Source organism: Algoriphagus vanfongensis DSM 17529, from assembly GCF_000429465.1.
Lineage (GTDB): Bacteria > Bacteroidota > Bacteroidia > Cytophagales > Cyclobacteriaceae > Algoriphagus > Algoriphagus vanfongensis.
The window spans coordinates 144,831-160,642 of sequence record NZ_AUBX01000016.1 but is presented as its reverse complement, the minus strand read 5'-3'; the positions used below and the strand labels follow the sequence as shown (position 1 = coordinate 160,642).

Sequence of the window (15,812 nt, the reverse complement as noted above, 5' to 3'; positions counted from 1 at the left end):
TCATCTCTATCGCTAAACCAGTAAAACCCAATATCTATGAGAAAAATTACCCAGCCAGCACTCTTGGTAGCTTTGGGAACCACTCTCTCGGTGGCAGCCATGGTACCAAGAACACAAGAAAATCTGAAACCTATGAATCTGGACATTTTGGAGTCGGATTCTACCAAAAAGGATTCATTGGACTATCCAAAATTTAAGGATCTCCCACTCAAGCCTGAGCGAGAAGTCAAGTTCACGACCCAAGAAGGGACTTGGATGAGTGTGGATGTCAGTCCAGATGGACAGACGATAGCATTTGATCTGATGGGAGACATCTATACCATGCCGATCTCTGGAGGCAAAGCCACCCCGATCACTACTGGCATGGCCTATGAGACCCATCCGAGATTTTCCCCGGATGGAGAGAAGATCCTATTCACTTCTGACCGAGCGGGTAGCGACAACCTTTGGTATATAGATATGGTCAAAAAAGACACCATACAGGTTACGAAAGATAAAAATGGAGATGTTCCCGGGGCTGCTTGGACACCTGACGGAGACTATATAGTCGTCAGCAAAGGGAGAAGAATCCATAAGTTATTCATGTATCACAAAGATGGTGGAGGAGGCATCGAGCTGAACGACTCTCCTTCGTCCATGAAAACAATAGATCCAGTCATCAGTCCAGACGGCAAAAAGGTTTATTTTTCATATAGAAGTGGAGCCTGGAATTACAACGCCCTATTACCTCAATACCAAGTGGGCACCTACGATTTTGAAGAAGGAAATGTCACGGGCATCACCAGTAGATATGGCTCAGCATTCACCCCCACCCTATCCAAAGATGGCAAATGGCTTGTCTATGGCAGTCGTTGGCATGAAAAAACAGGCCTCATCCTTAGAAATTTAGAAACAGGTGATGAAAACTGGTTAGCCTATCCAGTCCAGCGAGATGAGCAGGAATCCATCGCTCCACAGGGCGTACTACCGGCAATGGCATTCACTCCTGACAGCAAACATGTAATCGCTTCCTATGGCGGCAAAATCTGGAAGTTGCCAGTAGATGGCTCTGAAGCAGCAGAAATTCCATTTGAGGCAGATGTGAATCTTGCGATGGGACCACGTCTTTATTTCAATTACGCCATCAAAGATACTACAGCCAAACTGGCTACCCAGATCAGAGATGGAGTGCCTTCTCCAGATGGTAAAAAATTAGCATTCACAGCATTGAACAGACTCTATGTGATGGATTATCCTGATGGAGAACCCAGAAGAGTAACCAAACATGACTTTACCGAGGCCATGCCTTCTTGGTCTCCTGATGGCACGCAGCTGGTCTTTACTACTTGGGATGAAACTGACGGTGGTAGCTTGTACAAAGCTAGCCTTGGGAGAAATGGGGCCATCACCAAACTTACTTCCGAAAATGCACTTTACGTTGGCCCTGTCTGGGGTCCAAACAATAAAATAGTCGTATTCAAAGGAGATCGCCGATTGATGATGGAATCAGAAGGACCGGGCTTTTCTGGCGCTGAATCCATTTTGGCGTGGATTCCTGCTTCCGGCGGAGAGCTTCGTCATATCATGGATGCCCGTGGAATCGGCAACGCCCATTTCACCAAAGACACATCCAGGATTTTCCTCAATGGATCCGGAGGCACTCTCCTCAGTGTCAATTGGTATGGAAAGGACAAAAAGGAATATGCAAAAATAAGTGGAATCACTCCTTTTGGAACGGCCGCAGACCCTCATGACGATCATGAGCACCATGAGACATACAGCTCTGTGGAGTATGTCATGGGCATGCCTCGATCTACTGCCGATGCTGTGAATTATTGCATGCTGCCTGAGGGAAGTTCGGCACGTGAGCCTCAAATGAGGCCTTCCACAGCCAGTACAATTCTCATGGCTCCAGAAGGGAATCTAGCTTTGGCACAAGTAAATAACAATATCTATGTGGTCACAATCCCTTCTGCGGGAAAGACTCCGAGCATCAATGTAGGCAATCCAGACGCTTCAAATTTCCCATCCAAACAATTGACAGAAATCGGTGGAGAATGGCCGGCTTGGGAAGCGGATGGTAAAAAAGTTCACTGGTCCCTGGGCAATGGCCACTGGGTCTACGATATAGATCGGGCAGACTTTATAGAAGATTCTGTCAAAAGTGCCAAAAAGGCCAAAATGTTGGCGGATGCAGACAGCGTGGCCACGTTAAAAGCACAAGGGGAGGACGCTGTAAAATTGGCTGATTCATTAGCGAAAGCTGAAAAGAAGCGTATCGACTCACTTTTTAAAGCAGATAAAGAGCTGGCAAAAGCCGACAGCATTGGAAAGGCAAAGAAAAAAGAACAGGAAACTTATAAACCTGCCGAGCAGCAAGTCAAAGTTTATTTTGCAAAAGATACTCCTCAAGGATCTGTTCTCCTCAAAAATGCCAGAATCATCACCATGAATGGCACAGAAGTAATAGAAAATGGAGATGTCCTGATCGAAAACAACCGAATCAAAGCTGTAGGAAAGACCGGATCACTGGATGCTGGCAAAGCCGAAGTTATAGACGTCACAGGGAAGACCATCACTCCGGGATTCATAGACACTCACGCACACATGTGGCCAACGTGGGGTCTCCACAAGAATACCGTTTGGATTTACGCAGCAAATTTGGCCTATGGAGTCACCACCACACGTGATCCTCAAACTGCAACCACAGACGTATTGACCTATGGAGACATGGTAGATGCGGGCATGATCCCAGGACCTCGTGTCTACTCTACCGGACCAGGTGTGGGATATTGGATGTACAATCTCAAGTCCTTGGATCAGACCAAAAATGTACTGAAACAATACAGCAAGTACTACAATACCCAATACATCAAAATGTACCTAGTGGGCAATCGCCAACATAGACAATGGGTAATTATGGCTGCCAAAGAGCAAGAACTAATGCCTACCACAGAAGGAGGTCTTGACTACAAACTCAACATGACGCAGCTATTTGATGGCTATCCGGGTCATGAGCATGCGATTCCTGTCCATCCACTTTATTCCGATGTGATCAAAACCATCGCAGAAAGCAAAATGGCCGTGACACCGACTCTCTTGGTTGCCTATGGAGGCCCTTGGGCTGAAAACTATTATTACACCACCGAAAGTCCACTTCACGACCCTAAGTTGAACAGATTTACGCCATATGATGAATTAAATGCAAAAGCTAGACGAAGAGCTGGAGGTCTAGGAGGCTGGTTTGCTCCAGAAGACCACGTCTTCGCCAAGCATGCTGAAGGAGTCAATGATCTGGTCAAAGAAGGTGGTCTGGCAGGAGTTGGTTCACATGGTCAGCTCCAAGGACTAGGCTATCACTGGGAACTTTGGTCTGTAGCCAGCGGTGGAATGAGCAGCATGGATGCACTACGCACCGCTACCATACTGGGTGCAGAAGCCTTAGGATTGGACAAAGAGTTGGGAAGTATCGAAGCTGGTAAATTGGCTGATTTGGTCATCATGGACTCAAATCCGCTGGAAAATATCCGAAACACCAACACGGTCAATAAAGTGGTCAAAAACGGTAGAATCTATGACGGCAACACACTGGATGAGATCTACCCCAACCCTAAAAAACTGGATATTAGCTCTTGGACCAAAGCCGCTCCTGCGACTACTACTAGTATCAAGTAAACTCATACTAATGTGTCGAAACAGCTGAAATGTGGCTTGGCTGTTTCGACACATCAGCTTTTTCCTTCCTGGAAATAAATAGAATGAGGCCTTGCCTAACTAACAATTAATTATTTTCTTCATTTGAAATTGCTACCTGATCTACTGAAATGCTTCAATCAAAATCAATTGTATTCTTTTTTAACCTGGCTTTTTGATGAAAGATAAGTCAGTTGCTTCGGTTGATTGGAAGTCCATCGTTTCTCCGCACTCTCTGATCTACACGATAGGTGGAGTAGCCTTGGCAGCCATAGCACTCAAAGCATTTATGCTTCCCAATAAATTTCTGGATGGAGGAGTCACGGGGATCGCTATTTTGGTCAATTTGGGTTTGGGCATAGACCTCAATCTCCTTTTGGTCGTGATCAATCTCCCCTTTCTTTTTATGGCCTGGAAAATGATCGGAAAGACTTTTGCAGTTCAGTCCGCATTTTCAATCTTTCTTTTGGTTCTGGTCCTTTATTTTCTAGAGGTACCGACCGTCACCGAAGACAAAGTGCTGATCGCTGTTTTTGGTGGGTTTCTCATGGGAACAGGCATTGGGTTGATTATTCGTGGAGGCGGACTAATTGACGGTTTTGAAGTGATTACTGAATATTTTCACAAAAACTCAGCACTTACGGCAAGCGAGATCACAGTGTTTCTCAATTCACTTATCATGCTTTCTGCTGCGTATGTCTTTGGCATAGAACCTGCCATGTATTCTATATTGACCTACTTCACGGCCATCAAAACCACAGATTACATTGTCGAAGGATTTGAAGAATACACTGCCCTCACGATCATCTCCAAAGAGCACGAGCAGGTAAAAGAACTTATTGTGAAAGATTTCGGAAAAGCTATCTCTGTATATAAAGGAGAAAGAGGTTATCTTCCTGAGACCTTTCATATCAAGCATCCTTGCGATATCATCATGACCGTGGTGACCAGGCTAGAGGTGCACCGGATCAAATTGGCAATTCAGGAAATTGATCCCAAAGCATTCTTCTATGTGCAGACGATCAAGGAAGTCAAAGGAGGAGTAGTCAAACAAGTAGGAAAGAAACATGTATGATGGATTTTGAACAGCTAAAAACCAAGGTATTCAGAGAGATCTTGGAAAATCTCCCTTCTTATCTGACCTACCACAATCTGGCTCATACCGAGTATGTCTTGCAAAAAGCCCAATTTTTGGCCCGAATCGAAGGCGTCTCAGAAAAAGAACTGGAACTGCTCCGCCTGGCCTGCCTTTTTCATGACACAGGCTTTATCGAAAACCCAAAAAACCACGAAGAAATCGGCTGTGGTATTGCCAAACAATACCTGAAAGATGAACTCAATGCAGATGACCTGAAAGTAATCTGTGGAATGATTATGGCCACTCAAATCCCCCAATCCCCCACCAATCAATTGGAAAGAATCATCGCCGATGCAGATTTGGAATACCTAGGCACGGAGGATTTCGAAAGACAGGGGGATGCCTTGTATGAAGAACTGAAGCATTTCAACCCCAACCTATCTGAACAAGCTTGGAACGAGCTTCAGCTTACTTTTCTGGATAAGCATCACTACCACACGGAGTATTGCAAAAAGAACAGAGAGCCCAAAAAGCAAGCAAACATTCAGTCCGTCAAAGAGAAACTGAAACTTGCCTAGCCTTTTACAGCTTTATAAATCACATCAAAAACATCAGTAGGCTGGATTTTCCCTTCTTTGACCAATTTTTCACTTCCGATCAACACCGGCTTATCCAAATCATCTTCGGGGATTCTACCATGCGCTCCTTTCACTAAGCCCGCTTCCAGCGGAATCACATCCATCAAATAGCGAAAACCCAACTTCTTCTTTAAGACTTTCGATCCCACTTTTAGCATTGGAACTTTGATCTTCGGATCCAAAAACAATTCTACCGGATCATAACCCGGTTTTTTGTGAATATCTACACATCGGGCATAATCAGGAGCCTTGGCATCATCCAACCAGAAATAATATGTAAACCAGGAATCCTTATCAGCAACTACTACCAAATCACCGGATCTCTCATGATCCAATCCGTATTTTTTCTTTCCCTTGTCATCCAAAACCAACTCTATCCCAGGAGTATTCTCCAACAGACTTTTCACTTGATCATAGATTGCAGGATCTTGGATATGAACATGGGCCAATTGGTGATCCGAGACTGCAAATGCTTTGGATGTTCCAGCATCCAGTGTCTCCAGCCCCAGTTCATTTTTCACCTCTATCCATCCTGCAGACCGTAGGAGACGATTGATATGAATAGGTTTGGAAACTGAGGTAATCCCATACTCCGAAAGCACTAATACCTGAGCGCCTGCAGTTTCGAAATAGGTGATCAAATCCTTGACGATATCGTCAATTTCCTTCAGATCCTTCCCGATATTTTCGAAATCAATCCCATATTTCTGAAGCCCATAATCCAAATGCGGAAGATAGATCAGATTTAAAGTCGGATTGTACCATTCATCGACCTTCTTAGCAGCATCAGCAATCCACTTGGTAGAACTTGAGTTAGCATTTGGCCCCCAGAATGAAAACAAAGGAAACTGTCCCAATTCTTTTTGGAGTCTATCTCGCAACTCCATCGGTTGGCTATGACAATCTGGGAGTTTTCGCCCATCAGAAGGATACAAAGGCCGAGGAGTCACCGCATAGTCCACGGAAGAGTACATATTATACCACCAAAACATATTGGCACAGGTAAACTCAGGATTTTCGGCCTTTAGCTTTTCCCAGATTTTTGGAGACTGAACCAGACGGTTTGACTGACGCCAGAATTTGATCTCACATTCATCCTGAAAATACCAGCCATTGCCAACGATTCCATTCTTGGCAGGCATTTCACCAGTCAAATAAGCGGATTGGGCACTACAAGTAACAGCAGGAAGTACAGGCTCAACTACGGCCTTTTTCTGCTTATCCATCCAAGATTTTAAAAATGGCGTATGCTCTCCGATTACTCTGGAGGACAAAGCTACGATATCAATAACGACAGTCTTTTGCATCTTAATTCAATTGTGACATAACCCAGGCCAATTCCCTGCTGATCGATTCAGCCAAAGGAAGTCTGGATTCTGGAGGCAAAACTTCCCAAGTATAAGTTTCTACCTCCAAATGATTGCTTAATTCTGGTTGTGATTGAAGCACTTTCAATACCTCTTCAATCAGGAAGTTGGTGGATTCAAACTCACCATATTTTTTCATGAAAACAGGAACATGGAAATGAATTCTCCACTCCTCTTCTTTCGCATCCTCCAGTTTTTCCAAAGCCGGCAGAAGATCTGGATAGGAAATCAAGCTTCCATCCGTATTTCTACCCACTACTTGATGAAGGTAGGTTGACTCAGCAAATTCAGACAGTTGATTCTTAAGAACCCCTCTATCCTGATCCAACATCAATTTCAAGGCTGCTGAGATCTGAACCTTCCCAATTTTGATTCCTGCTTTCGCAAACTTCTCAAATGTCTCTTCAGGCTTTTCATAGACGATAGCGAAATGACACACATCATAGCAAACCTGAATATGACGCTTAATCAATGTTTCTGATTCTTCTACACTAATCCCTAAGGCTTTTGCCAACTCTGGAGCTCCTTTTGGCAAAAGCCAATCAGTGAACAACCAGACCATTTCATCGGAATTTTCCAGAATTCCATCCGGCTCCGGCTCGATATCCAGATGCAATAACTTACCGGTTTCAGCTTCAATCTTTGCAAGTTCGGTCACCACTTCCATCAAATGGGAAGTAGCCACCTCCATTCCTTGACCAAAAGCTTCTTGAGTCTTGAACCAATGTCTGTAGGAAATAGGTGAGGTAGAAATTCCTCCATCTTGACCTTCTGGAAGCAATTGAGCTAAAATCTTGAAAGATCGTATGGTATAATCTTTACGCTCAGGAGTCGTCCAATCAGGAAAATGAACTTGGTCTTTGACTACCGTTCTGTGAAAGTCCCCGTATGGAAATCCATTCAGGGTAAAGACGTATGCATTTTCCTCTTGAAGCCAAGTTTGAAAACGAGCCAATTCTTCTGGCTTTTGCAAAATCAGACTTGCCTCATGAGAAAGTCTCAAACCGATTCCAAATGGTCCTTTAAAATCCAAGTTTTTTCGAACCTCCGGGATATAATGTTTTAAATTTTCAAAAGTAGCCTCCCAGCTTTCACCAGGATGGATATTGCTACAATAGCTTAAATGAAAGTTTGAAAACTGCATGAATTAGTGTTTTGTGGGAGCCAAAGCATTCCATTCCTGGAGCATGCCAATGGCTTTGAGGATCAGCTCATGATCCATTTCATGTACCTCTACTCCTTTACCCAGTTTTTCCAAAAGCATAATGGTCAACTGACCTCCCAGATGCTCCTGAAATTCCTTCAGACCTTTGAGTAGATTTTCGCCGGAAAGTTCAGGTTGATATAGTTCGAAACCGAGATTTTGAATCAGTGCAATGACCCGATCCAGATCTTGCTTGCTGATCATTCCTTTCAAATAAGAATAGGTAGAATCCAATGCAATCCCCAAGGCAACAGCCTCTCCGTGACGCACACGATAATCACTCAAATGCTCCAACTTATGAGCAGCCCAATGACCAAAATCCAAGGGTCTGGAGGAACCAAATTCGAAAGGATCCTTTCCAGCAATGTGATCTAAATGCATCTGAGCAGATCGGACGATTTGCTCTTGCATCGGCTTCATCTGACGGTCAGCCATCGCTAAAGCATTATCTTCTAACCACTCGAAAAAGGACAAATCCTTGATCAAAGCCACTTTGATAGCTTCAGAAATTCCAGATCTCCAGTCTCTATCATCCAATGTTTTCAAAAACTCAAAATCATTGATTACCGCCACTGGGACCGTAAATGTGCCGAGGTAGTTCTTTTTACCAAAGGCATTCACAGAATTTTTCACCCCTACACCTGAGTCATTTTGAGAAAGGACAGTAGTCGGGACTCTGACCAAACGAATACCTCTGTGAGAAATAGCTGCAGCAAAGCCAACCATATCCAATACAGCACCGCCACCAATCGCCACGATATAGGAATGTCGGTCTATCCCGTGTATATGGGTGGCCTCCACGATTTTTTCATAAACTGAAGGATCGTTTTTACAAGCTTCTCCACCCGGCACCACTAAAGGCTCCGCACATACATAAAAAATAGACTCATAAGCTTTAGCATATTCCTGGATTTTTTGGATCAAATCAGGATGCGAGTCAGCCACACCACTATCGATCACGAAATAGGCTTTGACCTGCTTCCCTTGATCCAGCAATGCAGCAAAACTCCGATTACTCGGGTCAAAAATATTCTCAGTAAAACACACCGGGTACTCAAAGGGTACCGAAAATCGCTGCTTAATTAGGGTATTCATGCAATTGAAAGGAATTGTAGGGTCAGAAAGTTCTCAAACGAATTGAAAACCAAGCCCAAAGTAAATCAAGTCACGGCAAACTTTTTAGCCAGCCATAAAGAAATAGGAAGCAACAATAAAACAATTGCGCCAATTTCCCATCCTGCAAAGGCGGCCGCGAGAGATGAATTGACAATAATCAAGGAAATTACCGCAGCTTTCACCGACTTTCCGATCATTTTTGGGTCTTGAGTCTTGATAGCTTTTCCCAAAGGAGGAAAAATCATATAACTCAAAAGAACTAGGAAGGGAAATACTTCTTTGTAATCCGGCCCTTGAAATTTTGCCAATCCGTAGATCGCCAAAACCACAGAGATATACATGAAAAAGCCTCCATAGAGTGCCTTTTTGTTTTTGCCATGCACTTCTCCCCGGCTGACCATCGTGATAGCCGCCACATAAATCAAAGGTAAAACACCAATTGGCCAGAGCTTTTCCAAGACTTCCGGAGCGACAGCTACTCCCAAAAGCAAATTCCCTGTACGGCAAAGTCCCATATTGATCGGACCTAAGATAGACTGATGCTTTCCCCAGTAATCATAAAGCAAAGCACAAAGCGAAACTGCAATTGCCAAAACTCCGGCAATCCAATTCACCAGAAAAGCCATAGCTACTCCAAAGACTAACAAGGAAGTAGCGAAGATAATCGCAGTACTTTTGCTGGCTCTGCCACTTGGAATCGGTCTTTCTGGTCGCTCTACGGCATCCAACTCAGCATCTGCAATATCATTGAAGGCTACGCCTCCAGCGTATAAGCCAATCGTACTTAAAGAGAGCCAGAGCAGATTTTGCCAGAAATCCGCACTTCCTTTTTCCCAATTGGAAATCATATAACTCCATCCTCCAGCAATAGCAAAACCCGCCCAGATGTCTGCAATCGCTGTGACTACATTGGCTGGGCGGGTTAGCTGTAGGTATGGAAAAATTCCTCCTTTTGCCATAAATTAATTTTCTACTCGGTCTGCTGGCCCTTCGACTCTTGGCACCTGACCTCCACGAAGCACAGAGTTTCCGCTAAGCTTTTTAGTTTGATCGATTGGCGGAGCTTGAAGCCAGTCGTTTTCGTCCATTTGTCCGGAAAGTGAAAATGCCGTAAGCGCATTTCTATAAGTCACCATTTGGACATGCTCCTCAGGGATTCCCATTTTTCGCATCAAATCAGCTGTTTTTGGCACTGCCAAAGGATCCGAAATACCCCAATCCGCAGCGGAATTGACGATAATCCTCTCTGGACCGTATTGCTTTACGATCTCGACCATTCGCTCAGAACCCATTTTAGTATGAGGGTAAATGGTGAATCCAGCCCAATATCCACGATCTAAAACTTCTTTGACCGTCTCTTCATTGTTATGATCTACGATGATCCATCCCGGGTCCATTCCATGCTCTTCAGCCACATCCATGGATCTGTAGGTTCCTTTTTTCTTATCTCTGTGAGGGGTATGGATCAACACTGGGAGATCTACTTCTTTTGCTAATTCCAGCTGCTCTCTGTAGAATCTATCTTCGGCCTCAGTTTGATCGTCATATCCAATCTCACCGATTGCTACTACGCCTTCTTTTCCAACATAGAGCGGAAGCAATTCCATCACTTGCTCAGCTAGAGCAATATTATTGGCCTCTTTGGAGTTCAAGCCCATCGTGCAGTAGTGAACGATGCCGAACTGACTTGCTCTGAATCGTTCCCAGCCAACAAGCGTACTGAAATAATCTTTGAAACTCCCAACTTCAGTACGAGGCTGCCCCAGCCAGAATGCCGGTTCAATAGTCGCAACGATACCTGCCTTTTGCATCGCCTCGTAATCATCCGTCGTGCGGGATACCAGGTGAATATGTGGATCAATGTACATGGACATGACTTCTATTTTTTGTATAAATTCTATTTTAAACTCGGGTTTTCTGGTACTCCTTCCCTACGGTTTCCCAGGTGATCGTACCAGATTCAATTTGTGATACTAAGGTAGGAAATTTACCCAAAACCGTCTTTCCTGTCCCTGAAGGCCCATTGAAGAGCGCCAAAGCTCCTCCGGCCAACTCTAGCTCATCCTTGGAGCTCATGACTTTTTGCAGATCTTGCAAGTATTTTTCATTCAAGAATGGAGAGACTAATCGCCACAGCTCAGGCATCACATTTCTACCAGCCGCCCATCTTTCGTGAGCAAAATCTCTTGCAATTTCAGCCAAAGCTGGATTGCTTCTCGCATCCTGACTTTGGATTCTATACAAGGGACGCTGCATGAAAACAGCCTTAAGCACCATTTGATTCCAGTTGGCTTCCGGAAAATACTTAGCGGGATAAGGATTGTTCAGGGCAATCGCATCGAAAATCAGCGCCACGTTGGTTCTACATCCATCTATCGCCCGATCGATCAAATCCTCCTGAAACGGCATCAAAGGCAAAGCTGCAAATAGCGCTTGGTGCTCGTGCATGTCGGCAGTTTCAAAAAGCTGATTGACTGCAGCAAACCACGCCTCCTTTTCCTGAGGAAAAGACAAAAGCAAATAGGTCCGTGCAGTTTGAAGCACATTCCAAAATTCAGGCTCATATCCTTCGACTAGTTGATGAGCCTCTTTCTTTTCTGTCTCATCCAGCACCAACATCCCCTTGTCAAAAAAACGGGAAGCCTGACTGAATGCCAGAAAGAAAGCAGTTTGAGATCCCGTAGATTGGATTTTTTCAGATTTCTGCAAAAGCCAAAGCATTGACTTTTCTGCTGCATTTTTAGATAATATTCCAGAAAGGAATGCGCGTATATCTTGAGTAGATGCCATCTATTTACGAATACTGATTCTTGAATTCTCAAATAAACTCAATCCTCTGACAAAATGCACCCTGTTTGGGAGGAATGGCCCCCAGTTTTGATTCCTTTATGAGAAAAATCATAGAATTGGCCTGCCCTGTCCACAAATCCATCTTTTGATTCCACCAGCGGTTCAGATATTTTTTCCTATTGCAGTAATTTTAAATTCTAATTTAAAAACTATGAAGAAACGCTACCTAGCTGGAATGGGCTTGATGCTGCTTTTTGCTGTCAATGCACAAGCTCAAGATCCGGTGATCGAAAAAATCATCAAAGAAGAAACCGAAAACTCGCAATTGAGAGAAATCGGGCACGAACTGATGGACGGAATCGGACCGAGACTGGTCGGATCTCCTCAAATGCAGCAAGCTCATGACTGGGCGGTAGAAAAGTACCAATCCTGGGGAATCGAAGCCCGCAACGAGCAGTGGGGTGAGTGGAGAGGATGGGATCGCGGCATCACGCACATCGATATGGTCGAGCCTTGGGTGAGATCTCTTGCTGGCATGCAGCTAGCTTGGTCTCCGGCATCCCCACAAGGAGGAGCAAAAGGTGAAGTGGTGACTCTTCCTGAAGTGGCAGACGAAGCTGGATTTAAAGCTTGGCTACCCAACGTAAAAGGGAAATACGTCATGATCTCTGTTCCTCAATACACTGGTCGTCCTGACTACAACTGGGAGGAGTGGGCTACTGATGAGTCTTTCGCGAAAATGAAAGAGGAAAGAGCTGCTTTCGAAGAAGCTTGGAACAAAAGAGTCGAAGCAACTGGCCTCGGTAGAAGAGAGCTTCCGCAAGCTTTGGAAGAAGCTGGTGCATTGGGTATCATCACCAGCTACTGGTCAAGAGGTTTTGGTGCCAATAAGATTTTCTCTGCCTACACCAAAAACGTCCCAACTGTAGATCTTTCTTTGGAAGATTATGGCATGTTGTACAGACTGGCTGAAAGCGGTAAAAAACCAGTGATCAACCTGAACGCTCAATCTAAAGAAACTGGTGTTCAGCCGACTTTCAATACAATTGCTGAAATCAAAGGAACTGAAAAGCCAGATGAGTATGTCATGCTTTCAGCTCACTTTGACTCTTGGGACGGTGGTACAGGTGCTACTGACAATGGAACCGGCACCATCATGATGATGGAAGTGATGCGAGTGTTGAAAGAAGTATACCCAAATCCTAAGAGAACCATCTTGGTAGGACATTGGGGTTCTGAAGAGCAAGGGTTGAACGGATCAAGAGCTTTCGTAGAAGATCATCCAGAGATGATGGAGAAAATCCAAGCGCTTTTCAATCAAGACAACGGCACAGGCCGCGTGGCAAATGTTTCAGGTCAAGGTTTCGTGGATAGCTATGAGTACTTGGGCAGATGGATGTCCAAGGTGCCAAGAGACATCACCAGAGATATCGAAACTAGCTTCCCAGGCAATCCTGGAGGTGGTGGTTCTGACTACGCTTCATTTGTAGCGGCAGGAGTACCAGCCTTCTCATTGAGCTCTTTGAGTTGGTCTTACTTTAACTATACCTGGCACACCAATTTGGATACGTATGATAAAATTGTTTTTGACGATGTACAAAACAACGTGATCATGGCAGCCATCATGGTATACATGGCCTGCGAAGAGCCTGAGATGGTATCCAGAGAAGTACGCGTACCGATCGGAAGAAACGGCGAGCCTACCGAGTGGCCTGCCCAACGATCCCCTACCAGAAAAGGTGGAATGGATTAATTTCTGAACCATTGGAAATGAAAGACCAAGTAGAGTGATCTGCTTGGTCTTTTTTGTTTGCAGGAAGGATTCTCTTTGAATCCCACCTTTCCCTATGTAAATTGGTTCAACTCTCTGCTTATGAAAAAATATTTAATTCTCAGTTGTCTATTTTTTTCCGTTCTGGTTTCAAGTTTTTCACAGGAGATTTCAAGGTACCTAGCAGCTCCATTTCCAACCAATCTCACGGCTGATCCAGAAGGCAAATCCATCGCTTGGGTCTTCAATTCGGAAGGTGAGAGAAATGTTTTTTTTGCAAAAGCGCCAGAATTTAAGACCAAAAAAATCACCGATTACAAAGGGGATGTGGGAATAGATGTCGGCTCCTTGGCTTTTTCTCCTGACGGAGAAATCCTAGCCTATGTCAGTGGGAACTCCAAAAACCCAGCAGGCGAGGCAGCAAATCCTGCCCAACTTCAGGTCAGTACCGAGTTTCAAATTCACCTAATTGATCTAGATACTGGAAAAGACCAATTGATAGGCCCTGGAAGTGGGCCTGTTTTTTCGCCAAATGGGAAAAGGCTTATTTTCAAAGCCGGAAAAGACCTGAAATCTATTTCTCTTGACAAACTGGATGAAAGTCCTAAGACAGTTTTCACAGCTCGGGGTAGCATCCAGCAATACAGTTTTTCGCCAGATGGTAAGTATATCTCCTTCGTTTCCGATCGAGGAGATCATTCTTATGTTGGAGTTTGGGACATTGAAAATGAAACGCTCAGCTATCCAGAAGCTAGTTTGGACCATGATTCCCACCCAGCATGGAGCCCAGATGGAAGCCAGCTCGCCTATGTCCGAGTGCCCAATGTGAATGAGAAACTGCCTTTCACCTCCCATAAAGAAGCCAATCCTTGGAGCATCAGAGTTCTGGATTTGGCGACTTTAAAAGCAAAGGAGGTATGGAAAGCTTCAGCTGGAAAAGGCTCTGTGATGGTATGGGACCTACCTGCGGAAAATCAGCGAATTTGGTGGACCCCAAAAGGTGATTTGATCTTCCCGTGGGAAGGAAATGGCTGGGTGCAACTTTATGCCGTCAATCCTGAAAATGGGGAAACGAAGCATTTGACTCCTGGATTTGGAATTGTAGAAAAAGTGAATTCCTCTTTCACCAAAAATGAACTGCTACTCACCACCAATATCGGAGACATTGAGCGGAGAAAAATCCTGAGACTGGATCTGAGTTCGTATGCAATAGAAGATCTCTCCGAAGCGGGGAAAATCAATTGGTCTCCTGTCCGAATAGAGAATGGCCTCGCCTATCTGTCCGCTTCAGCCACTACTCCAGCTTGGCCGATGATCCGGCAATACGGTGGGCAACAGCCATTAGCAGAAGAGCTATTTCCGACAGACTTTCCAAAAAACCTGGTTGCACCCTTAGGCATTGACCTGATCGCTGAGGATGGATTCAAGACCCGAGCTCAGCTTTTTTTACCTCCCAATCATGATGCTTCCAAGAAGTATCCTGCCGTTATTTTTATCCATGGTGGAAGTCGCCGACAGATGCTTTTGGGCTTCAATTATTCACAGTATTACAGCAATGCCTATGCACTTCAGCAGTATTTCGCAGCCAATGGTTTCATCGCATTGACGATCAACTATCGAAGTGGAATCGGCTATGGATTGGATTTCCGAGAGGAAGAAAACTATGGCGCAGGGGGAGCGAGTGAAGTAGGTGATTTGATCGCTGCGGCAGATTATTTGGCGGGAAGGCCAGATGTGGATCCAGGCAAAATCATCCCTTGGGGAGGAAGCTATGGAGGCTTCATGACTGCTCACGGATTGGCTCAGGCTCCGGAGAAATTCTTGGCGGGCGTGGACATACATGGAGTCCACAATTGGAATAAGGACATTCCGGTCTTTGCATCTTGGTATGAGCCGGAGAAATTCCCAAAAATGGCTGAATTGGCTTTCAAATCTTCACCGATGGCCTATGTCGAAAACTGGGAAGATCCAGTTCTTTTGATTCATGGAGATGATGATCGAAATGTCCTTTTCTCCGAATCCGTGGAACTGGCTGAAGTTTTGAGAAAGCAAGGCGTAGAAGTCGAGCAACTAGTTTTTCCCGACGAGGTGCACTCCTTTATCCTTCATCGAAATTGGGTTGCGGCTTACGAAGCGACCATTGATTTCATTCAACGACAAATTCAAAAGCAATGAA

11 protein-coding genes are annotated in these 15,812 nt (G+C 44.7%); 5 read left to right on the top strand and 6 right to left on the bottom strand.

Going from position 1 to position 15,812, the window contains the following annotated elements; genetic code table 11:
• Positions 1 to 36: 36 nt before the first annotated feature.
• The 3 genes from G460_RS0116060 (at position 37) to G460_RS0116050 (ending at position 5,328) form a co-directional block, all read left to right on the top strand.
• Positions 37 to 3,654, top strand: coding sequence for an amidohydrolase family protein (locus G460_RS0116060; RefSeq protein ID WP_026956325.1), 3,618 nt, complete (start codon positions 37 to 39; stop codon positions 3,652 to 3,654).
• Positions 3,655 to 3,850: 196 nt separating this feature from the next.
• Complete coding sequence (locus tag G460_RS0116055) at positions 3,851 to 4,747, top strand: YitT family protein (RefSeq protein ID WP_035464547.1); 897 nt, start codon at positions 3,851 to 3,853, stop codon at positions 4,745 to 4,747.
• The gene (locus tag G460_RS0116050) at positions 4,744 to 5,328 is read left to right on the top strand and encodes an HD domain-containing protein (RefSeq protein ID WP_084421368.1); all 585 of its coding nucleotides are present in this window, start codon (positions 4,744 to 4,746) and stop codon (positions 5,326 to 5,328) included. Before G460_RS0116055 ends, G460_RS0116050 begins: the two co-directional genes overlap by 4 nt.
• On the opposite strand, the gene G460_RS0116045 is transcribed toward G460_RS0116050, so the two are convergent.
• The 6 genes from G460_RS0116045 to G460_RS0116020 all read right to left on the bottom strand — a co-directional run bounded on the left by G460_RS0116045 (position 5,325) and on the right by G460_RS0116020 (position 11,865).
• A complete protein-coding gene (locus G460_RS0116045) occupies positions 5,325 to 6,695 on the bottom strand; it encodes an alkaline phosphatase family protein (RefSeq protein ID WP_026956322.1) in 1,371 nt (456 codons plus the stop codon). The genes G460_RS0116050 and G460_RS0116045 overlap by 4 nt on opposite strands.
• 1 nt (position 6,696) lies before the next feature.
• Positions 6,697 to 7,899 carry a metabolite traffic protein EboE gene (gene eboE, locus G460_RS0116040; protein WP_026956321.1) on the bottom strand — a complete coding sequence of 401 codons (1,203 nt, stop codon included), beginning with the start codon at positions 7,897 to 7,899 and terminating at the stop codon, positions 6,697 to 6,699.
• Positions 7,900 to 7,902: 3 nt separating this feature from the next.
• Positions 7,903 to 9,054, bottom strand: a complete 1,152-nt coding sequence (locus G460_RS0116035; protein WP_026956320.1) for a 3-dehydroquinate synthase — start codon at positions 9,052 to 9,054, stop codon at positions 7,903 to 7,905.
• Between the two features lie 65 nt (positions 9,055 to 9,119).
• Positions 9,120 to 10,034, bottom strand: coding sequence for a UbiA-like protein EboC (eboC, locus tag G460_RS0116030; protein ID WP_026956319.1), 915 nt, complete (start codon positions 10,032 to 10,034; stop codon positions 9,120 to 9,122).
• A 3-nt stretch (positions 10,035 to 10,037) separates the two neighbouring features.
• Positions 10,038 to 10,949 (bottom strand): TatD family hydrolase, encoded by a 912-nt coding sequence (locus tag G460_RS0116025; protein WP_026956318.1) that lies wholly within the window; start codon positions 10,947 to 10,949, stop codon positions 10,038 to 10,040.
• A gap of 28 nt (positions 10,950 to 10,977) precedes the next feature.
• Positions 10,978 to 11,865, bottom strand: a complete 888-nt coding sequence (locus G460_RS0116020) for an EboA domain-containing protein (RefSeq protein WP_026956317.1) — start codon at positions 11,863 to 11,865, stop codon at positions 10,978 to 10,980.
• Between the two features lie 211 nt (positions 11,866 to 12,076).
• Here G460_RS0116020 and G460_RS0116015 point away from each other — a divergent pair, with 211 nt between their 5' ends.
• Positions 12,077 to 13,618, top strand: a complete 1,542-nt coding sequence (locus G460_RS0116015; RefSeq protein ID WP_026956316.1) for a M20/M25/M40 family metallo-hydrolase — start codon at positions 12,077 to 12,079, stop codon at positions 13,616 to 13,618.
• A gap of 120 nt (positions 13,619 to 13,738) precedes the next feature.
• Positions 13,739 to 15,811 (top strand): S9 family peptidase, encoded by a 2,073-nt coding sequence (locus tag G460_RS0116010; protein ID WP_026956315.1) that lies wholly within the window; start codon positions 13,739 to 13,741, stop codon positions 15,809 to 15,811.
• The last annotated feature ends 1 nt before the right edge of the window (position 15,812 follow it).